The 20947-nt window shown below is 64.4% G+C and carries 19 protein-coding genes and 2 pseudogenes; 18 read left to right on the forward strand and 3 right to left on the reverse strand.

From position 1 onward, the window contains the following. Window positions 1-49 precede the first annotated feature (49 nt). The 11 genes and pseudogenes from pgaA to DK391_RS44600 all read left to right on the forward strand — a co-directional run bounded on the left by pgaA (window position 50) and on the right by DK391_RS44600 (window position 11093). Complete coding sequence (gene pgaA, locus DK391_RS35555; protein WP_109482685.1) at window positions 50-2095, forward strand: poly-beta-1,6 N-acetyl-D-glucosamine export porin PgaA; 2046 nt, start codon at window positions 50-52, stop codon at window positions 2093-2095. Between the two features lie 6 nt (window positions 2096-2101). Next, window positions 2102-4144: a poly-beta-1,6-N-acetyl-D-glucosamine N-deacetylase PgaB gene (pgaB, locus tag DK391_RS35560; protein WP_109482686.1), complete on the forward strand. Its 2043-nt coding sequence runs from the start codon at window positions 2102-2104 to the stop codon at window positions 4142-4144. Window positions 4145-4211: 67 nt separating this feature from the next. Further along, window positions 4212-5501: a poly-beta-1,6-N-acetyl-D-glucosamine synthase gene (gene pgaC / locus DK391_RS35565; protein ID WP_109482687.1), complete on the forward strand. Its 1290-nt coding sequence runs from the start codon at window positions 4212-4214 to the stop codon at window positions 5499-5501. Window positions 5502-5568: 67 nt separating this feature from the next. Continuing rightward, entirely contained in the window at window positions 5569-6021 is a 453-nt protein-coding gene (locus DK391_RS35570; RefSeq protein WP_109482688.1) for a hypothetical protein, read from the forward strand. After that, window positions 6021-7250 (forward strand): annotated as a pseudogene (locus tag DK391_RS35575) (hypothetical protein). The gene DK391_RS35570 and the pseudogene DK391_RS35575 overlap by 1 nt, the downstream one beginning before the upstream one ends. A gap of 149 nt (window positions 7251-7399) precedes the next feature. Then, complete coding sequence (locus DK391_RS35580) at window positions 7400-7771, forward strand: GFA family protein (protein ID WP_109482689.1); 372 nt, start codon at window positions 7400-7402, stop codon at window positions 7769-7771. 115 nt (window positions 7772-7886) lie between these two features. Then, entirely contained in the window at window positions 7887-8633 is a 747-nt protein-coding gene (locus DK391_RS35585) for a response regulator (RefSeq protein WP_109482690.1), read from the forward strand. An 8-nt stretch (window positions 8634-8641) separates the two neighbouring features. Beyond that, window positions 8642-9985: a HAMP domain-containing sensor histidine kinase gene (locus DK391_RS35590; protein WP_109482703.1), complete on the forward strand. Its 1344-nt coding sequence runs from the start codon at window positions 8642-8644 to the stop codon at window positions 9983-9985. Between the two features lie 125 nt (window positions 9986-10110). Further along, the gene (locus DK391_RS35595) at window positions 10111-10563 is read left to right on the forward strand and encodes an SET domain-containing protein-lysine N-methyltransferase (RefSeq protein WP_109482691.1); all 453 of its coding nucleotides are present in this window, start codon (window positions 10111-10113) and stop codon (window positions 10561-10563) included. Window positions 10564-10639: 76 nt separating this feature from the next. Then, window positions 10640-10927 (forward strand): hypothetical protein, encoded by a 288-nt coding sequence (locus DK391_RS35600; RefSeq protein ID WP_109482692.1) that lies wholly within the window; start codon window positions 10640-10642, stop codon window positions 10925-10927. A 19-nt stretch (window positions 10928-10946) separates the two neighbouring features. Further along, window positions 10947-11093 (forward strand): hypothetical protein, encoded by a 147-nt coding sequence (locus DK391_RS44600; protein ID WP_162600998.1) that lies wholly within the window; start codon window positions 10947-10949, stop codon window positions 11091-11093. Here the strand turns inward: DK391_RS44600 and DK391_RS35605 are convergent. The 3 genes from DK391_RS35605 to DK391_RS35615 all read right to left on the reverse strand — a co-directional run bounded on the left by DK391_RS35605 (window position 11081) and on the right by DK391_RS35615 (window position 13594). Continuing rightward, window positions 11081-11287, reverse strand: a complete 207-nt coding sequence (locus DK391_RS35605; RefSeq protein ID WP_109482693.1) for a hypothetical protein — start codon at window positions 11285-11287, stop codon at window positions 11081-11083. The genes DK391_RS44600 and DK391_RS35605 overlap by 13 nt on opposite strands. Before the next feature lie 226 nt (window positions 11288-11513). Further along, entirely contained in the window at window positions 11514-12938 is a 1425-nt protein-coding gene (locus DK391_RS35610) for an ATP-binding protein (protein ID WP_109482694.1), read from the reverse strand. Further along, window positions 12935-13594 carry a response regulator gene (locus tag DK391_RS35615; RefSeq protein WP_109482695.1) on the reverse strand — a complete coding sequence of 220 codons (660 nt, stop codon included), beginning with the start codon at window positions 13592-13594 and terminating at the stop codon, window positions 12935-12937. Before DK391_RS35615 ends, DK391_RS35610 begins: the two co-directional genes overlap by 4 nt. 241 nt (window positions 13595-13835) lie before the next feature. On the opposite strand from DK391_RS35615, the gene DK391_RS35620 reads away from it, so the two are divergent. The 7 genes and pseudogenes from DK391_RS35620 to DK391_RS35650 all read left to right on the forward strand — a co-directional run bounded on the left by DK391_RS35620 (window position 13836) and on the right by DK391_RS35650 (window position 20233). Beyond that, a complete protein-coding gene (locus DK391_RS35620; protein WP_109482696.1) occupies window positions 13836-14375 on the forward strand; it encodes a cytochrome b in 540 nt (179 codons plus the stop codon). Window positions 14376-14576: 201 nt separating this feature from the next. Continuing rightward, window positions 14577-14936, forward strand: coding sequence for a hypothetical protein (locus DK391_RS35625; RefSeq protein ID WP_109482697.1), 360 nt, complete (start codon window positions 14577-14579; stop codon window positions 14934-14936). A 79-nt stretch (window positions 14937-15015) separates the two neighbouring features. Further along, window positions 15016-16248, forward strand: coding sequence for a bacteriohopanetetrol glucosamine biosynthesis glycosyltransferase HpnI (gene hpnI, locus DK391_RS35630; protein ID WP_109482698.1), 1233 nt, complete (start codon window positions 15016-15018; stop codon window positions 16246-16248). Window positions 16249-16301: 53 nt separating this feature from the next. Then, complete coding sequence (gene hpnJ, locus DK391_RS35635) at window positions 16302-17726, forward strand: hopanoid biosynthesis associated radical SAM protein HpnJ (protein WP_109482699.1); 1425 nt, start codon at window positions 16302-16304, stop codon at window positions 17724-17726. Next, window positions 17723-18586 carry a hopanoid biosynthesis-associated protein HpnK gene (gene hpnK / locus DK391_RS35640; RefSeq protein ID WP_109482700.1) on the forward strand — a complete coding sequence of 288 codons (864 nt, stop codon included), beginning with the start codon at window positions 17723-17725 and terminating at the stop codon, window positions 18584-18586. Before hpnJ ends, hpnK begins: the two co-directional genes overlap by 4 nt. Then, window positions 18583-19694: pseudogene (locus DK391_RS35645) on the forward strand (lysylphosphatidylglycerol synthase domain-containing protein). Before hpnK ends, DK391_RS35645 begins: the two are co-directional and overlap by 4 nt. A 71-nt stretch (window positions 19695-19765) precedes the next feature. After that, complete coding sequence (locus DK391_RS35650; protein WP_109482701.1) at window positions 19766-20233, forward strand: Fur family transcriptional regulator; 468 nt, start codon at window positions 19766-19768, stop codon at window positions 20231-20233. The last annotated feature ends 714 nt before the right edge of the window (window positions 20234-20947 follow it).

Genomic DNA, 20947 nt, shown 5'->3' on the forward strand with positions numbered 1-20947 from the left:
GTGCAGGGACTCGCTTTGTCTGGAGATTGGCATCGACAAGCGAGGAACCATGAAAACGAAACGCTCTAGCCGACGCAAGCACGCCGCAGTCAAGGCGACCGCCTTGGTGCTGGTGCTGCTTGCGCGCGACTACTGCGCCGCGCAGCCGACCACTGCGTCCGAAACCACGGGGAAAGTCGCAGAAGGACATGTCGCACAAGGCAAGGTAGAGACGGAGCGCGACCAGCTCCGCAAACGGATTTTCGCGGAAGCGGGTGCGGGTGCCGCACAGCTTGCGCTGCAGGAAGCACGTGCGAGCCGCGACGCGTTTTCCGATCACGACCTGTTCCAGATCGAAGCGCTTGTCGTCGAGACGGAGGTGCATTGGGGACGTCAGCAATCGCTCGCCTCCGATGAACCCGATCGTCTCGCGCAGACGAAGACAGCGCTTGCGCATATCGACGACATGCTGGCGCGCATGCCGTCGTCGGATGACTACGCGGACGTGCGCCGCGCGGGGCGGGTCGAGAAGGTCGCGGCGCTGCAGGGGGTGGGCCGCATGAAGGAAGCGACGGCGTTGTACGAAGACCTGTCGCGTTCGAACCAGCCGATGCCCGCGCGCACCTACGCCGCAGCGGGTGACGCCTACACGTACATCGACCAGCCGCGCAAGGCCGCGCCTGCCTATGAGCGTGCGTTGCAGACGCCTGTCGAGCCGCTCGTGCCATCCGTCGAGCCGCATGCGTTGAAGCGCATCGACGTGCAGGAAGGGCTCTTTTTCGCGTACCTCGATTCGGGCCGCTACGACAACGCGCAGCAACTGCTCAAGGAAATTTCCGCGAGCACGCCCATTCGCGCCGATCTGTCCGAACACCCGGAAGACGTCAACGAAGACTATGGCCGCGTGAAAAAACTGCAGGCGCAGTACCTGCTCTACACGGACCGGACGCGCGAAGGCGTGGCCGCGCTCGACGAGTTGCGTCACGAGGCACCGTTCGATCCCGCATTGATCAGCGCGCGCTCGGATGCGTCGCTGGTGCAGCAGCGCCCGCATGAAGCGCAGAAGGTCTATGCGAGCACGCTGGTCGATCACCCCGGCGACATCGAAACGCTCGCGGGTCTGGGCCGTACGGCACTCGAACTCGGTCAGTACGACCGCGCCGCCGACGTCAACGCGACCTTCAGCGACCGCTTCCCCGATAACAACACGGTGAAGACGTTCCAGGAGGATTACGCCGCGTACAAGAGTCCGCAACTGATCGTCGCGGCCAACGGACAGAAGGGCAACTCGGTCATCGCGGACAACGACTGGGGCATCGACACGCAGCTGTACTCGATGCCGATCGCCAACTACTGGCGCGTGTTCGCGCATCAGTTCAGCGGACGCGCAGACACGGGTGATGGCGACAGCGTGAGCCGCGTGCGCAACGGCATCGGCGGGGACTTCCGTTTTCACGGCATCGACGCCGCGGCGGAAGTCGACCGCTCGACCGGCCCGCAGGCAAAGACGGGTGGCGCAGGCAGCCTGAGTTATGCACCCGACGACCGCTGGCGCTTTTCGACCAGCGTCGACAGCAACGTCAACACGCTGCCGTGGAAAGCGTATCAGGCGGGTGTGACGGGGCGCGCGGCGACGGGCGGGGTGCGCTACAGCGTCGACGATTACCGTTACTTCGATCTCAGCTATGGCGCCACGCGCTACAGCGACACCAACTTCAACCAGGCGTGGGTGGCGACGTGGTACGAGCGACTCATCAACACGCCGAGCCATCTCGTCGCGACGTGGGTCGAGTTGAACACGAGCAGCAACACGCTCGCGAACACCTCGTACTTCGCGCCGCATCGCGATCTCACCGCGCAACTGACGGCGATGTACCAGTGGACGTCATGGCGCAACGCGGATCAATCGCTGGCTAACCGCGCGTATGCGACGGTGGGCGGCTACCGGCAAACGGATATCGGCAACAGCATGCTGTGGGAAGTGCGTCTCGAACAGCAGTGGCAGTTCAGCGCGCATGCATCGCTCGCATACGGCATCGGCGTGGCGAGCCAGCGGATGGACCACACGCGTGAGACCAGCAAGCTCATCTACCTGAACCTGAACATTCCTCTGTAGGTCATCATGGACAAGCTCAATCGCAGACGTTTTCTCGCATTTGCCGCTGGTCTCGCCGCGGTGCCCGCTGCGCAGGCCCGCATCGCACTGGACCGCATGCCGCCGCCCGACGCGGACGATGGCCTGACGTTCCGCGTGCTCGCCATTCACGACATTCGCGACGATCTGCGCGCCGATGTGTCGACGGTCGCCGATACCTGTGCGATCAGCACCGCTACGCTCAACACGATCTTCGCGTGGCTGAAGGCGAAGGACTTCCGTCCCGTGAGCGTCGATCAGATCGTCGCGTCGCGCAACGGTGGGCCGCGCCTGCCGCCGCGCGCCGTGCTGCTCACCTTCGACGATGCCTACAAAAGCCAGTTCACGCACGCGTTCCCGTTGCTACAGCAGTACGGCTATCCCGCACTGATCGGTGTCGTGACGCGCTGGACGGATACGCCCGCAGGCGACCCCGTGCGCATCAGCCACAAGTCGGTGATGCCGCCGGGCTACTTCATGAGCTGGGACGATCTGCGCGAGATGGCGAATTCCGGTCTCGTCGAAGTTGCGTCGCATACGCACGACATGCATCACGGCGCACTCGCCAATCCGCAAGGCAATGAGTTGCCCGCTGCGAGCGCGCATCTGTACTACCCGCAACTGCAGCGCTACGAAACGGATGAAGAGTACCAGGCGCGTGTGCACGACGATCTGAAGAAGAGCGTGGACATGATCCAGGACCGCACGGGCGTCGCGGTGCGCTCTGCCGTGTGGCCGTACGGCATGTACAACGCGGCGCTGATCAAGGCATCGCAGGCGCTCGGCATGTCGGTCCACTTCACGCTCGACGACGGCCCGAACACGCCCGACGTGCCGCTCACGCAGATTCGCCGTCTGCTCGTCTCGTATGACTGGGACGTCGGCACGCTGATCGCGCAGATGCGTTCGTCGCGCCATTATCGCGGCGAGCACAATCCCGTCGAGCGCGTCGTCAATGTGTCGCTCGACGAGATGTACGACATCGATCCGAACAAAAGCGAAGAGAAGCTCGGCAGGTTGCTCGACCGCATCAAGGATCTCGAACCGAAGTCGGTGTACCTGAAGGCTTACTGGGATCCCGACAATACGGGCGTCGCGCGCGCGATGTACTACCCGAACCGTCACATGCCGATGCGCGCCGATCTGTTCAACCGCGCTGCGTGGCAGCTGATTACGCGCGCGGGCGTGCAGGTCTATGCACGCATGCCGCTGCTCGCGTTCGATCTGCCGACGGGGCATCCGGCCGCAGGGCGCTTCGTCGAGGTGGCGGCCAATGCACCCGCCGATGCGCAGCGCACCCGCACGCCGCGCCTTAGCCCGTTCGATCCCGTGGCGCGCCAGGCCATTCAGGACATCTACGACGATCTCACGCGCTATTCGAGTTTCAACGGCGTGGTGTTCGGCGCCGACGCGACGCTGAACGCGTACGAGGACAACAGCGCTGCCGCGCTCGCCGTCTATCGCTCGTGGGGTTTGCCCGGCGATCTCGCACAGATTCATGCTTCCGACGATCTGATGCAGCGCTGGGCCAACGGCCGCACCGCGTATCTGAATACCTTCACGAACCAGCTTGCCGATCGCATACGTGCCTACCAGGGCGGCGGCAATGTGCTGACAGTGCGCACGGTGCCCGCCGAGGCCGCGCTCGATGCCAGCGCAGAGCGCAACTTCTCGCTGAGCCTTGCATCGGCGCTGGGCAACTACGACTTCGTCGCGCTGACGGCATCGCCCCGTGCTACGGGCGAGCGCGTCAGCGATGCATGGCTCGACAGCTTGCAGCAGACGGTGATGAAACAGCAGGGCGCGGCAGCCAAGACCGTGTTCGAACTGCCCGCGATCAATCGCGACACGCAGCAGCCTGTCGAAGCCGCCGTGCTGCGCACGCAGATGAAGCGGCTCAATGCAGCGGGTGTCGTGCATATGGGCTATGGACCGGACGACTTCCTGAAGAACCGCCCGGACACGACCGTGCTGCGCGACGTGATGTCGGTGCAAAGCACGCTCAGAACGAATCAGGGGATGTTGGGTTGAGCCGCGCACGACACATGTCGATCAAAGCGATGCCAACCCGGACCAGGGGACCACAATGAAAAACGTAATGAACGTCATCTCTAACTTCGTCTTCTACTATCCGCTGCTGATGGCGTATCTGTGGATGGTGGGGGGGCTGCTGCACTATCTGCTGATCGAGCGCCGCGACGCCGGGCGCAAGACGGCGCCGCCGCTCGCGTCGTATCCGAAGGTGTCGGTGGTCGTGCCTTGCTACAACGAAGCCGACAACGTGCGCGAAGTGATCGCGTGCCTCGACCAGCTGAACTACCCGAACTACAACATCATCGCGATCAACGATGGCAGCCGCGATGAAACGGGCGCGATCCTGAACCAGCTGGTGAACGTATACCCGAAGCTCGTCGTCGTGCACCAGCATCAGAACGAAGGCAAGGCGATCGGCCTCACGACAGCCGCGATGCTGTCCGATGCCGAGTACCTGATGTGCATCGACGGCGATTCGCTTCTCGACAAGGAAGCGATCGGCTGGATGCTGCGTCACTTCCTCGACGATGCCTCCATCGGCGCTGTCACGGGCAATCCGCGTATCCGCACGCGTTCGTCGCTGCTCGGCCGCATGCAGGTGGGCGAGTTTTCGTCGATCGTTGGTCTGATCAAGCGCACGCAGCACATGTATGGGCGGCTGCTGACGGTGTCGGGCGTGGTGTCGATGTTCAGGAAGCGCGCGCTCGAAGAAGTGGGCTACTGGAGCTCCGACATGCTGACGGAAGACATCGACATCAGCTGGAAGCTGCAGGTGCAGGGCTGGGGCGTGAACTTTGAATCGCGCGCGCTCAGCTGGATCCTGATGCCGGAGACCTTCCGCGGCCTCTACAAGCAGCGTCTGCGCTGGGCGAAGGGCGGCATCCAGGTGCTGTTCAAGTACGCCGGTGAGGTACTGTCCCGCCGCAACATGATGATGTGGCCGATCTTCGTCGAGTACGCGACCAGCATCGTGTGGGCGTATTGCATGCTGTTCACGCTGGTGATGATGGCCGCCACCGCGCTGTTCACGCTGCCCGAATGCTGGCGTTTCGCCTTGGTGCCGCGCGGCACGGGCGTGCTGCTGTTCGCCACCTGCTGCGTGCAGATCCTGCTCGGCTGTCTGATCGACCGCCGCTACGACAAGAACCTGCTGCGCTATTTCGTCGACACGGTGTGGTATCCCGCTGCGTTCTGGGCCATCAGCATGATCGCATCCGTGATCGCGCTGCCGGGCGTGATCAGCCAGCGCCGCCGCAAACGCGCACGCTGGGTCAGCCCGGATCGCGGCATCCGTTCGGCGGGCGCGGTATCGGCCGATGCAGCGCCGGGTCTGCTCGCACAGCAGCCGGAATGAAGTCCTGCAACACACGTGATGAAGCACTCGAATTGACAACGCAAGTCAACAGTCTTAGGGGATAACCATGGAATACCCGATCATCGATGTCTCGAAGCAGTCCGTCGCGCAGTTTGCAAGCGAGTCGAGCAAGGCGAAAGCCGTGCGCGCCGTCGCGTGGTATCGCTTCGTGCGGCCCACGCTCGTGCTCGGCACGTGGGTGCTGGCTGCGCTGTATATCCGCTGGTGTCTCGCGAATGCGAGCGAGGAAGAGCTGTCGCTCGATGCCTTCATGCCGGGCATCATGGGCATCGGCATCGTCGCGCTGTCGATGGTGCTGTGGACCTTCGGCCGTCAGATGGACCTGATGAACGCAAACCGCGTGCGCCGCATGCCGCAGACGAATGACGCACCGCAGCCGCAGACCACGCATGAAATTCCCGAGGGCGATGCGGGCCGCTGCCTCGTCGCGTATCACGATGACGACGGCATGATCTCGCACGTGATGAGCGTGCCTGAGTTCGAGCGCCAGGTCGCGTAATGCGGACTACGTTTGCAACATGGGCCGTGATCGCGGCCACGGTGGTCACGAACTGCTTCGTGCCGTCCGCGCTTGCGGGCGGCACGAAGGCGGGCAAAGCTGCCAAAGCCGCGAGCGCGCCGACGGGCGATCTGCGCGCCTATCAGCACGGCATCGGTGCGGTGACGGATGCGCAGGGCGTGACGACCGTGTTCTTCAGCAGTTCGGGCCTGCCGCCGCGCGGCGCAGGCCGCGACCGTAACTGGACGCACGACGTGTACATCGCGCGCTGGACGCCGCAAAAGGCGGTGCTCGACCGTCCGCGCGTCTTCATCAGCCGGCCGGAAGCGCAGGAACCCGTGTCCGTCGCGCAGAACGACACGGGCCGCGTGATGGTGTCGTTCGAAGACGGCTGGAATACGCCGAATGAGGTGAGCCAGCGCTATGGCGTCTACACGTCCAGCCTGAAGGACGTGAAGCCGTATCCGAACGATGTGCTGTCGGGCGGTCACTCCGGGCATGTGGCCGCCGTCGGCTCGCGCTTCGTAGTGTTCTATTCGAACGACTGGGTGGATGGCGGCGGTGTCGATAATCTCGGCACGGGGCGGGGCGTGTATGTCTAAACCTACGACGCTGACGGCGCGCTGCTGCAAGCCATCGACGTCGCGCCGCGCGTGCGCGAATGGTGGCCGATGATCGCCGGCTCGCCGACGCGCGCGCTGCTGGTCTGGCAGCAATACGTGAACGGCGAGACCTACGCGCGGCTGAAGGTCGCCACGCTCGATCCGGCGACGGGCGCGCTTAGCGAGCCGCGCGTGATCGCCGACCGGCTGCTGTACTACACCTATGCGGCGGCGTACGTGCCGTCCATCGACCGCTTCGTGGTGGTGGCGACCGACGACAAGGGCCGCGGCTTCGCGCAACTGATCGATGCGAACGGCCAGACCACGGCATCGCTCGATTGCATGCCGGCCTCGGTGCGTGAAGCCGGTATCGCGGTGATCGGCGAGCGCGCGTTCACGCCTGCACAGGATGGACGGCTGCTGCATCTGAAGCTGACGCCCACGTCGATCGAACTGGCGGGCACGCAGCCTTCGCCGATCGCCTGGACCTATACGGGCAGCGTCGGACTGGTGCGTTCGCCGACGCAGCTGCACTGGGTCGCGACCAGCCCGAAAGGATTGCAGGAAGCGGACTTCGATCTGACAGCGGCAAAAGCGCCCGACGCGAAGGATCTGTGCCGCGGCTAACACTGGCGGCGCGCGCGGTGGCTCGCTGACTCCCACGGCGGGACCGCCCGCGCCCCGTTTTTTGTATCGATGTACCGGCCAGATACATTGGGACACAAAGCGCGCAAAGGGCCAGGGTATAAAAGCGTCATCGCATTCAGGAGCACGCCATGACCACCCACACTCACCACGGCTCATGCCATTGCGGCGCCGTCCAGTTCGAAGTCGACACGCCCGTCACGCCCGCTGTGCGCTGCAATTGCAGCCTGTGCCGCCGCAAGGGCGCGCTGATGTCGCCGTTCTTTCCGAAGAGCGCGCTGCGCATCACGTCGGGCGAGGACAGCCTGACGCTCTACCAGTTCAACATGCAGATCGCGAAGCACTACTTCTGCAAGCACTGCGGCATCTATCCGTTTCATCAGACACGCAAGGACCCGAATATGTGGCGCGTGAATCTCGGCTGTCTGGACGACGTCGATCCCTATGCGCTGGAGGCGTCGGTGGCCGACGGCAAGAGCCTGTCCGTCGTGGAAGACGCCTGAGCGTGCCTGAGGTCGCCTGAGCGGCCTGTCAAGGACGCGTAAGATAAGCGGACTGATAACGCAGCCTTATGAGACGCACTCATCGGGCGAACTCTGGCTGGGCAAGGAGCCTTGTGTGGATAAACCGGATCACGTTCTGATCGTCGACGACGACCGCGACATTCGCGAGCTGGTCGGCACGTATCTCACCCGTAACGGCGTGCGCGTCACGCTCGCGTCGGGTGGACGGCAGATGCGCGCCGCGCTCGCCGACGAGCGGCCCGATCTGATCGTGCTCGACCTGATGCTGCCCGGCGAAAGCGGGCTGGATCTGTGCCGCGAATTGCGCGCGGGCGAGTTTCAGACCATCCCGATCCTGATGCTGACCGCGCTCAGCGAAGAGACGGACCGCGTGGTCGGCCTCGAAATGGGCGCCGACGATTACCTCGCCAAGCCGTTCGCCGTGCGCGAACTGCTGGCGCGTATCCGCTCGATCCTGCGCCGCGCCCGCATGATGCCGCCCGGCGGCAGCGCCGAGCCGGCGGGCGGCGCACACTTCCTGCGCTTCGGCGACTGGCGGCTCGACACGATCGGCCGCAATCTGATCGACAGCGACGGCACGATGGTCGCGTTGAGCGGCGCCGAATACCGGCTGCTGCGCGTATTCCTCGATCATCCCCAGCGCGTGCTGACGCGCGACCAGTTGCTCACGCTCACGCAAGGGCGCCAGACCGAACCGTTCGACCGCTCGATCGACCTGCTGGTGAGCCGTGTGCGCCAGCGGCTGGGCGACGATGCGCGCGAGCCGCGCTACATCAAGACGCTGCGTAACGAAGGCTATGTGTTCTCGTCGCTCGTCGCGCCCGAGGACAACGGCGTATGAGCGCGGTGATGGATCAACCCAGGGGCAATCTGCGGGACAAACTGCGCGGCCTGTGGCGGCCGCGCACGCTGTTCGTGCGCCTGTCGCTGATCTTCGTGGCGGGCCTGCTCGCCGCGCAGACGCTGTCGTTCTGGCTCACCATGACCGAGCGCAACGAAGCGACCATGCACGTGATGGTGGGCTACATCGGCCAGGAAGTGACCAGTTCGGTCGCGCTGCTGGACCGCCTGACGCCCGCCGAACGCGAGGAATGGCTGCCGAAGCTGGCGCGCCGTACCTATCGTTTCGTGCTGGGTCCGGGTACCACGGGCATGGCGCCCGATGCGAAGCTGTCGCAGGAAATCGGCGCGACGATTGCGAAGGACATCGGCCCGCGCTACAAGGTGACCGCCAACGCGATACCCGGCGAGCGCGAGCATCTCGAAGTGCATCTCACGCTGAGCGACGGCACGCCGCTCACCATCGACATGCATCCGATGCACGGCATTCCGCTGTCGCCGTGGCTGCCCCTCGTGCTGATCGCGCAACTGGCGCTGCTGGCGGGTTGCGCGTGGCTTGCCGTGCGTCTCGCGACGCGTCCGCTCGAACGTCTCGCGCGTGCCGCCGACACGCTCGGTCCCGATCTCGCGCCCGCCGCGCTGCCGGAAGACGGCCCGGAAGAGGTGGCGCGCGCGTCGAAGGCATTCAATTCGATGCAGGCGCGCATCGGTATCTATATGCGCGAGCGGCTGCAGATTCTGGCGTCGATTTCGCACGATCTGCAAACGCCCATCACGCGCATGCGGCTGCGCGCCGATCTGCTCGACGACGACACCGAGCGGGCGCGCCTGCAAAAAGACCTGAAGGAAATGGAGTTGCTGGTGCGCGAAGGCGTCGCCTATGCGCGCACGCTGCACGGTGCCGATGAAAAGCCTTGCCGTGTCGACCCCGATGCGCTGATCGAAAGCATGGTCAGCGATTACACGGATGCGGGCGATCCCGTGTCGCTGACGGGACACGTCGGTCAGCCGGTGACGACGCGTCCGCAGGCGCTGCGGCGCATCCTCGGCAATCTGATCGATAACGCGCTGAAGTACTCGGCGCATGAGCCGGTGACGGTGGAAGTGCGCGTCGATGCGGCGCGCGGGCGGCAGGTGAGTGTGGTCGTGCTCGATCGCGGTCCCGGCATTCCGCAGGAACTGCTCGACGCCGTGTTCGAGCCGTTCTATCGCGTCGAAAGCTCGCGCAATCGCGAGACGGGTGGCACGGGGCTGGGTCTCGCCATTGCGAAGCAGCTTGCGCAATCGATGAACGCGACGCTCACGTTGCGCAACCGCGAAGGCGGCGGACTGGAAGCGCGTCTCACGCTGTGAGCATCAGCTGTGGGTTTCAGCTGTGCGTTTCGATGCATCGAAGAGGACGAACATACGCATATCGATAACAGCGCATTTTTTTCGCGCCCTATACTTCAGCCGTCCATCCTCTCTTCAAGCAAACCATGCGTCGTCTATCCGTCAGGCGGTCGCCGATTCACGGCAAAGGTGTGTTCGCGCTCTGCACGCTCGCAGCGGGTGAGCGCATCATCGAATACAAGGGCGAACTGACGTCGTGGCGCCGCGCCGCGCGACGCATCGAGCGCAGCGGCGAGTATGGGCATACCTTCGTGTTCGGTTTGTCCGACGGGCGCGTGATCGACGGCAGCGTGGGCGGCAACAGTGCGCGCTGGCTCAATCATGCGTGCAAGGCCAACTGCGAGGCGGTGGAAATCGATGGACGCGTGTTCATCGAAGCCGCCGTCGACATCCAGCGCGGTGAAGAACTGCTGATTTCATACGGACTCGCCGTCGACGATCCGCAGGACGAGGAAACCCGCCGTCAGTATGTCTGCCGCTGCGGCTCGGCTGCGTGCCGCGGCACGATGCTCGCCGTCGAGGAAGGTGTGTGGGTCTGACGCTTGCGCTGCCGCGCTCCGGAAGGGCTGTCGCCGCGCTGTGATACAGTGCCCGCAGCGTTCCAGAGAGGCGTTCATGACAAACCGACCACGGAAGACCTTGCAGTCCCCGGCGCCGACCTTGCCGATGTTGCTCAGGGAGCTGGAGGCATCGCTGCCGTCGCTGATGGCGCAGCCCGCCTCGTTCTCGACTGCGCTTGCGCGCGTGTGCCGTGGACTCAGCGCCGCGAGCGCGCCGATGCGCCAGCGTAAGCCACGCGCGGCGCGGCCCGCACGGTCGGAAGCGACCGACAAGCCTGCGAAAAAAGTCGCCAGGAAAGCGTCCGGCGCAGACATGCCGATGTCGCTGCCGCTGGTTCCCTGAATCCGAATGTGTCCATCACGTGACTGACGCTCGCCCGGCGAGCGGTCCGCGTCACGTTTTCTTTCCTGCCATTGCCCCGCCTTTGCATGAGCGCTTCGCCGTCAGTCAGGGCGAGCGGCGCGAACGCGGCTCGCCCGTCGTGCGGCTCGCGCATCAACGCGTGTGATAGTAGCCGTCGCCGACCGAGTTCTGCAGCCCGCCATCGACGTACACATCCACCGGTTCGCCGTCCGGCGAAATGAGGATGGTGCCGTTGTTGTGCTGTCCGGGCAGCTTCATGCGGCCACCTTGGATGCTATTCATTGCCACGTGATCGAGTTCGGTCGATGCGCCGAGATCGCGAATGGTCAACGTCTTCATGATGTGTCTCCTTGAGCGGAACGGTTGTGGGATCAAATAAGCGGCCGCTTGTGCGAGACAGTGCGAATCTCATGCCAACGCTGGTGTCGTGAGAAGGCTGCATGCCTGACGGCCTTCGGCGTGCGTCAGGCGCGATACGCGCACGGCGTAGCGTTGTCACGCAGCCGTCATGATCGGCGAGGATGTTGGAAAAGCACCGACAGCGCGAGCATCCGGCACAGACGCATCACGCCTGCACAGCGTCTTCTTCTGATGCACGCGGAAACGCGATCTGCACGGCCAGCCCGCGTCGCCCGATCCCCGAGCCGATATGCACCTGCGCATTGAAATGCGCGGCGATGCGCGCGACGATCGACAGCCCGAGGCCGCTGCCGTTGCCGCTCGCCGATGCCGACGCGCCGCGGAAAAAGCGGTCGGTTAAGCGCCGGCGCTCTTCGTCGGTGACGCCGGGGCCGTTGTCGGAGACGGTCAGCGTGACGGTCTGCGTATCGGCCAGCACGCTGATATGCACGCGCCCACCCGTTTCGCCGTACTTGATCGCGTTGTCGAGCAGATTGTCGACCAGCGTGCGCGCCAGTGCGCGGTCGGCGTCGATGCGGGCGTCCCGGTCGCCTGACAGCAGCACGGTGATCGATTTCTCTTCGGCGTGCGTGGCGCGAAACGCGATGGCTTCGGCTGCAACGTCGTACAGTCCCATCTGTGACGTGGTCAGCGTGCCGCGCTCATCGAGCCGCGCCAGCAGCAACAGTTGCTCGGCAAGATGCGCGCTGCGATCGACACCTTGCACCACGCGCCGCATCGCCTGCTGTTGCTGCGCGCCGTCGTGCGCGGCGAGCGCCACCTGGGCCTGTACCTTGATCGCGGCGAGCGGCGTTTTCAGTTCATGCGCGGCGTCGGCGGTGAAGGCGCGCTCGCGCAGGATGGACTGCTGCAGCCGCGCGAGCAACTGGGTGATGGCATCGACGAGTGGGCGCACTTCGGCGGGCGACGGATTCACATGAATCGGTTCGAGGATGCGGCTGTCGCGCATGCGCACCGCCTTCGAGATCGCCGATAGCGGCCTGAAGCTGTGCCCCACGCTGAACCAGACCAGCAGCGCGAGCACGGGCAGGGCGAGCGCAATCGGTCGGCCAATGCGGCTCGCCACGCCTGTCGACAGATCGCTGCGCACGTTGGCGGGTTCCAGCACGCGCACGGTGCGGCCCGTCGTGCTGTCGCGCAACGCATAGGCGAGCCAGCGCTGCCCGCCGATGCTGAGCGCATGCACGCCTTGCGCGGTTTCGCTCACGCTGAACGGCCGGTTGAGCGCGGCCATGCCGGGGCTGGCGACGATCAGTTCGCCCGCCGCGTCGCGCACTTCGAACAGGGCGTAGCGGGGTATCGCATCGGAATCGTCGTTGACGGTACGCGACGCGCGCGAATATTCATTGCGCACGTCGATGCCTGTCGCTGCAAGCCGTTCGAGACTCGAGGGATCGATCTGCACCAGCAGATGCGCGAGCTGGATCAGGCGCGCATCGTCCCACTCGCCGATTTCATGCGTGACGTTGCTGAAGCTCCAGACGATCATCGCAGCCCACACCGCGCCGACGCTGACGAGAATCAGCCACATCAGGCGCCGGCGGATCGACGTCGCGCGCTGCCGCGTCATGTCTTGTCCACGATATAGCCGAACCCGCGCACCGTGCGGATCACTTCGCCGCCCAGTTTCTTGCGCAGATTCGACACGTGCACTTCGATCGCATTGCTTTCTACTTCTTCATGCCAGCCGTACAGGCTTTCTTCGATCCGCGCGCGCGGCTGCGGCACGCCTGCATGCGTGAGCAGATGGATCAGCACGGCCCATTCGCGCGCGGTGAGTGCCACGCGCACGCCGTCCTTCGAGATGGTCTGCGCGACGGGATCGACGCTCAGATCGCGCCACGCGATCAGTTCGCTGCCGCGGCCCTGCGAGCGGCGGATCAGCGCGCGGCAGCGCGAGATCAGTTCGGGCAGATCGAACGGCTTGCCGAGGTAGTCGTCGGCGCCTGCATCGAGGCCGCGCACCTTGTCGGCGGCCGTGTCCTTCGCCGTCAGCACGAGCACGGGAATCGCGTTGCCGCGCGTGCGCAGCGATTTCAGCAACTCCATACCGGAGAGCTTCGGCAGACCGAGATCGAGGATCACCAGCAGATAGGGCGTCGTGGCCAGCGCGAGTTCGGCGTGCTGGCCGTCGCGCGCCCAGTCGACGGTGAAGCCCGCGTTGCGCAGCGCGACTTCGAGTCCGCTGCCAATCAGATCGTCATCTTCAACGAGAAGAATACGCATGATGTCGTTGTCCGGAAGTCGCCGGTGTGGGGTCCGGGTATGTCGCGGGTATGTCTTATCGATTGCGAGTCTAGCGCGGATAACGTCTGTATACGTGTAGTCGCCAGCGTTTCCAGGCGTTAAGCATTTCTTCAGGTTCGTCCCGTTAGCATCGCCGCGTGACGCAGGCGGCGTGTTGCGGCGCGTCGGTCATCACAGCGGTTGTCATGCATCTTCATGCCCACTTCGAACGAGAAAGACAATGAATCTGAACGCCGTTGCCCAACGCCCCGCCTATCACGGCATTGCACGCCTGCTTCACTGGCTGGTCGCACTGCTTGTCGCTGTGCAGTTCGTGCTCGGCTGGACCATGCCCGACGTGCATCGCGACACCTTGCCCAACGGTTTGATCGCGTGGCATCTCGGCGTGGGCGCGGCGATCGTCGCGGCGGTGGCGTGCCGCATCGTGTGGCGCGCGACGCATACGCCGCAGCCCGCCGCGCTGTCGCGCGCGCTCAGCGTTCTATCAGGCGTGACGCATGGGTTGCTCTATCTGTTGCTCGTTGCCGTGCCGCTGGCGGGCTGGGCGAATGCTTCGTCGCGCGGCTGGGCGGTGAAGCTGTTCGGCATGATTCGCTATCCTGATCTGACGCAGACAGGATCGCCGACGGGCCACGCACTCGGCGACGTGCACAGCGTGCTCGCGTGGGTGCTGCTTGCATTGATCGTGCTGCATGTGGGCGCTGCGTTGTTTCATCGTCTCGTACTGAAGGACGACGTGTTGCAACGGATGCTGCCGTAAGCCGCAAGCAATGTGACGCAAGCCATCTGAAACGCGCATCGAATTCGCGCGCTTAATATTCCCTTCAGATTTCGCTCAGTACCATCGGTGCGTCGTGTCCAGAAGCCGGACATGCTCGAATCCGTCGCACCGTCACGCGAGCTTCACATTGTCGATGTAGGCACAGCGAACCGGTGCGCGCCATGTAGGGCTGGTTCCATCATGAAGCACACCACTGTCCGGATGATCCGCGCGCATCTCGTGACGGCGTCGGTTGCGGCGACCGTTATCGACGTCTGCGTCATCAGCCTGCTTTTCATCTGCAAGTTTCCCCAGACGCTGTTCGAGACGGCGTCGTTTCGTCTGCTGACATTCGCCTTGCTGCTGGCAGCCGTTCTGATTACGCGCCGCGCGGCTCATGTCGCGTTTCGCGCGGCGTTGCGGCGACATCACGCGCATTTCATCGGACCACGGCGCGATGCCGTGTGTGTGTCCGCCATCTGTCCTGCGCGCGGCCTCGTGATTCTTCATCTGCATTTAACGGGTGTGCCTTACGTTCCCCTTCGCGCGGTGGGATGGTGACGGCCTGGCGGGTCAGGGTGGCTGCATCCGTTCGACACGGTGGCCAGCATGCATTTTTTCAGCAGGAGCAATCGACACCATGCAGGAAGCCATGCTGCAGATCTACGGTTTGCCGCTCGTACTGGCAGTCGGTGCGGCGCTGTATGCCGTCGTCGCCTTAGCGGCTTCGCTCGTGTCGATGTCGCGCGTCGCCGCGCATGAGCGGCGCACCGTGGCGAGCGGCATGCCGATGCCCGTCAGTGTGCTCAAGCCGCTGTGCGGCGCCGAACCGAGGCTGCTCGAGAACCTGGCCACCTTCTGCGAACAGACGCATCCGTGCTTCGAGATCGTGTTCGGTGTCTCGCGTGCGGACGATGCTGCCGTTGCCGTGGTCGAACGCTTGCAGGATGCGTATCCGCACTGCCGGATTTCGCTCGTCGTCGATTCGCACGTGCATGGCACGAACCTGAAAGTCAGCAACCTGATCAATCTCGCGCAGTGGGCGCACCATGACGTATTCGTGCTCGCGGACAGCGACATCGCCGTGCCGGCCGATTATCTGGAGCGCGTGTGCGTGCCGCTCGACGATCCACGCACGGGTGTCGTGACCTGTCTTTATCGTGCAGTGGGCATCGCCGGGTTCTGGTCGCGCGTGGGCGCGCAGTTCATCAACGAGTGGTTCGTGCCGTCGGCGCGCATCGCGCATGCGTTCGGCTCGACACGCTTCGGCTTCGGCGCGACGCTGGCGCTGCGTCGTGCGACGCTGGAGCGCATCGGCGGCTTCGAGCGGCTGCGCAACACGCTCGCCGACGACTACTGGCTGGCCGGCCATGTGCGCGAAACGGGGTTGCGCACGGTGTTGTCGTCCGTGGTGGTCGAGACGGATGTGACGGAATCCACGCTCGCCGCGCTGTGGGATCGCGAAACGCGCTGGCTGCGCACGATCCGCTCGGTGAACCGGCTGGGGTTTGCGTTTCTGTTCATCACTTTTACGCTGCCGTGGATTCTCTGCGGCGCGTGGCTCGCGCTGGCGATGCATCGTGCGGGCGTGCATTCCGCTGCGTCGATCGTGCTCGGCGCCGCGGCCGTGCCGGGCATCGCTGCGCGGGTGATCCTGCATGCGCTGATGAGCGGCGCGCAGGGCGCGTTCTCGCGAGACCTTGCGCTGAGTCCCGTGCGCGATGCGCTGCTGCTTGCGCAATGGCTGGCGGGATCGTTCGGTTCGACGGTGGTGTGGCGCGGCGTGCGCGGGCCCGTCGAAGAAACAGTCAGTCCGGCGACGGTGTTCCAGCCCGAGCCGGCCAACGTATTCGAAGTATCCGATGGTCGCTGAACGTGCGGCGAAAGCCTCGCGCCCGGCTCAATCACACTAGATGGACAGAGAACATGAAAAAGACCTTGTTTTTGCAGGCGCCGTCGTACGACGGCTTCGATGGCGGCGCAGGTTCGCGTTATCAGGCCAAGCGTGAGATCCGCTCGTTCTGGTATCCGACGTGGCTCGCGCAGCCGGCTGCCCTCGTGCCCGGCAGCCGCGTGCTCGATGCGCCCGCCGATGGCCTGTCCGTCGAGGCCTCGCTGGAGATTGCGCAGGGCTATGAAGTCGTCGTGATCCACACCAGCACGCCGTCGTTTCCGACCGATGCGATGTTCGCCGAGCAACTGAAGGCGCGGGCGCCGCGCGTGATGATCGGCATGGTCGGCGCGAAAGTGGCCGTCGATCCGCATAACTCGCTGACGGCGAGCGACGCCATCGATTTCGTCTGCCGCGAGGAATTCGATTTCACCTGCAAGGAAATCGCCGAGGGCTTGCCGTTCGCGCAGATCAAGGGCTTGAGCTATCGCGCAGCCGACGGTTCGATCGAGCACAACGAAGCGCGTCCGATTCTCGAAGACATGGATGAACTGCCGTTCGTCGCCCCTGTTTACAAGCGCGATCTGAAGATCGACAACTATTTCATCGGCTATCTGAAGCATCCGTATGTGTCGATCTACACGGGCCGCGGCTGCCGTTCGCGCTGCACGTTCTGCCTGTGGCCGCAAACGGTGGGCGGGCATCGCTATCGCACACGCTCCGTCGAGAACGTGCTCGAAGAAGTGAAGTGGATTCGCGACAACATGCCCGAAGTCAAGGAGATCATGTTCGACGACGACACCTTCACGGACTTCAAGCCGCGCGTCGAGGAGATTGCGCGCGGTCTCGGCAAGCTGGGTGTCACGTGGTCCTGCAACGCGAAGGCGAACGTGCCGTATGCGACGCTCAAGATCATGAAGGAAAACGGCCTGCGCCTGCTGCTGGTCGGCTACGAATCGGGCGACGACCAGATCCTGCTGAACATCAAGAAGGGTCTGCGCACCGACATCGCACGGCGCTTTTCGGAAGACTGCCGCAAGCTCGGCATCAAGATTCACGGCACCTTCATTCTGGGCCTGCCGGGCGAAACGAAAGAGACGATCCAGAAGTCCATCGAGTACGCGAAGGACATCAATCCGCACACCATTCAGGTGTCGCTGGCGGCGCCGTATCCCGGCACCACGCTCTACAAGCAGGCTGTCGAAAACGGCTGGCTGGAAGAGAACAAGGTGATCAATCTGGTGAGCAAGGAAGGCGTGCAGCTGGCGGCGATCGGCTATCCGCATCTGTCGCGCGAAGAGATCTATCACCACCTCGAACAGTTCTACCGGCAGTTCTATTTCCGGCCGTCGAAGATCTGGGAAGTCGTGCGCGAAATGCTGCTGAGCTGGGACATGATGAAGCGGCGTCTGCGCGAAGGAGTCGAATTTTTCCGCTTCCTGCGGGCGCACGAGGCATGACGCGACGCGTTTTACAACCTGTGAGGCAGACACCGCGGCGCGCACTGATCGTGACCGCCGACGATTTCGGCCTGCATGTGCGCATCAACGAGGCGGTCGAACGCGCGCATCTGGAGGGCGTGCTGACCTCGGCAAGCCTGATGGTGTCGGCGCCCGCGACGGCCGACGCAGTGCGCCGCGCGCACCGGCATCCGGGCTTGCGCGTCGGCCTGCATATCGTGCTCGCGGACGGCGTGCCGATGCTCGCCACGCATCTGGTGCCTGCGCTCGTGAACCGGCATGGGCGCCTGGGCGACCGCATGGTGCGCGACGGCTTCCGTTTTTTCCTGGTGCCGGAAGTGCGGCGCCAGTTGAAGGCGGAGATCCGCGCGCAGTTCCAGGCGTTCGCGCGCACGGGGCTCACGCTCGATCATGTGAACACGCACAAGCACTTTCATCTGCATCCCACCGTGCTCGCGCTGATCATCGAAGTCGGCAGCGAATACGGGCTGAAGGCGATGCGCCTGCCTTACGAACCGGGCGCGCCGGCGTGGAGCAGGCCGTGGATGGCGCGCGTGCGCAGGCAACTGGATAATGCGGGTGGGGCACACAACGACTACGTGATCGGCATGTCGCAGACGGGACACCTGGATGAAGCCACGCTGCTCGCCGCGCTTGCGCGGCTGCCGGAAGGCGTGGGCGAAATCTACTGCCATCCCGCGGTGGCGGGCGAGGGCGCGATCACGCCCACCATGAAAACGTACCGGCACAGCGACGAACTCGATGCGCTGCTGTCGGCGCGCGTTGCATCGGCAATTGCGGCGAGCGGCGCGATCACGGGCGGTTTCGCCGATGTGTTCGGACAGCGGTCCTATCTATGACGAAGTGGCTCGGATGGCTCAAGTGGCTCGGCTTGCCCGCTGGCATCGCGGTGCTGATCGCGCTCGCGTTGCACAGCGGCATGAGCGACGTGCTGCGCGCGATCCGTTCAGCGGGCGTCGCGCTGCTGTGGCTGGTGCCGCTGCATGCGCTGCCGCTGCTGCTCGATGCGCAGGCGTGGCGGCTGCTGCTCGGCGGGCGCGCGTCGCTGGTCTATTTGTGGTGGGTCGCGACGGTGCGCGAGGCGGTGAGCCGTCTGCTGCCTGTGGCGAGCATCGGTGGGGAGATCGTCGGCGTGCGGCTCGCGCGCTGGAAGGTCGACGAGTCCAGTGTGGTCGGCGCGTCGGTGATCGTCGAAGTGCTGGGGACGATGGCCGTCCAGTATGTGTTCGCGGCGCTCGGTCTCGTGATGATCGTCGCGCAGACAGGCCACGACGATCTGCTCGCGACGGTCGGCGTGGCGTTGCTGCTGTCGCTGCCGTTGCCGGTGGTGGTGTTCGTGCTGCTCCGGCGCGGCGGCCTGTTTCGTGCCATCGAACGCTGGTCGGCGCGGCTCCCCATGAGCGCGCAGTGGGGCATCGAGCGTCTCGGCGGCGCGCAGCTCGATGCTGCTATCGACGCGCTGCTGCGTCGGCCGGGTTTGCTGTTGCGGGCCTTCGCGTGGCAGTTTTCGGGTTATCTGCTGGGCGCGTCGGAGGTGTAGCTGGCGCTGTGGATGCTTGGGCATCCCGTTTCCATCGGCGGCGCGATAGCCGTCGAAGCGCTCACGCAGGCGGCGCGGCATGCGGCGTTTTTCGTGCCGTCGGGGCTGGGCGTGCAGGAAGCCGTCGTCGTGCTGCTCGCGAGGATGTTCGGCGTCGATGAGCAGACGGCGTTGTCGCTGGCGCTCGTCAAGCGTATGCGCGAAGTGCTGTTCGGCTGTATCGCGCTGGCGGCGTGGCAGGGCGCCGAGATCGTGCGCAACCGGCGCGGATCGTGGGGCGCGCAAAGCGCGTTGCAGGCGCTCGAGCAGCGCGCCGAGACTGCATCACAACGCCGCTCGCGTTGAAGCTTCATGCTGTCGCGTGTGCGTGCGGCACGCGTTATCGAATGCGAATCGCAATCAACTAGGTTCCGGTAAAGTGCGGGCCGATGTCATAGGCTGAAGACGGTTCCTTCGATTCGATACAGCACGGTCGCGCATGCCGCACCCGTCATCCTCTCCCATTCCTGCGCTCGATGCGCTCAAGCGGGCCGGCCTGTTAGGCACGGCGGCGCAGGTTGCCGTGCTCGATTATCTGCAGCGCACCGAGCATGGCCATTTCAGCGCGGAAGAGATTCATCGGCGCATTGCCGCGAGCGGCGACCGGATGAATCTGTCGACGACCTATCGCGTGCTCAATCAGCTGGTCGAGGCCGGCTTTGTGGCGAACGTATCGCTTGGCAAGCATCACAGTCTTTACGAGCTGAACACGGGCGAGGTGCACGATCATCTGGTGTGCGTCGTGTGCGGGCGTATCGAAGAGTTTTCGGACCCGACGATCAACCGCCGGCGCGTCGCGATTGCGAAGAAGTTTGGCTTGCGGTTTATCGGCAAGACGCTGGCGTTGCATGGTGTGTGCGCGGCGTGCGCGGCGCGTGCGCATCCGCCGAGGCCGCGGGCGAAGTGAAGGGAGGGAGTGTTTGCCCGGTGCTCGTCTGACTGGTTTGTGCGCGCTGGAAAGGAGTGTTTCCGTGCTGCCGCTTAATCCCCGGCGCGCTTGCCGCTACAGTGACTCATGTGCGCGGTGGTTCCCTTCGCGCGCGAGAGAGCTTTCCCCGGTCGCCGCACCTGGCGGCTGGGGTTTTTTTTCGTTGCTCTGTTTTTTTGACACGCGTAACGTGGGGTTGCCTCTTGAGAACAGGCGAGCTTTTGTCAAGCCCCGTGCCGCGCTGATCACGTCCGGCCGGGGCTTCTTTTATTTTGGTTTTTGGTTTTGGTTTTGGTTTGGGTCTGTGCTGGCATCCGCGATTTGGTATTGGTACCTCACGCGTCGCCCCTGTGCGGGGCAGCACCTACTTTTCTTTGCCGCGGCAAAGAAAAGTAGGCAAAAGAAAGCCGCTGAACACCACCAGTTCTTGTAGTTGCCTGCGGGCCCCCAGCCGGTCCTATCCTTCCCACGGCATCACTCGTCTTGATGCCCGCTGCCAGCGCTCTTTAAGAGCGCATCACCCGCTTCAAACTCCCGCGTCTCAGCGTGCCTTACCAGTTCGGCCCAGGCCGCCCAGGTGGCAAACGGTGTGTCGGTTATCGCGCCGTATGCGCATCACTCCGGACTGAAAAGCAAGGTCGGTGTGTCTTGTAGGATCGCCGACGCGTAATGCGCGACAACCTACACACCGTT

It is taken from the genome of Paraburkholderia sp. C35 (assembly GCF_003121405.1).
GTDB lineage: Bacteria > Pseudomonadota > Gammaproteobacteria > Burkholderiales > Burkholderiaceae > Paraburkholderia.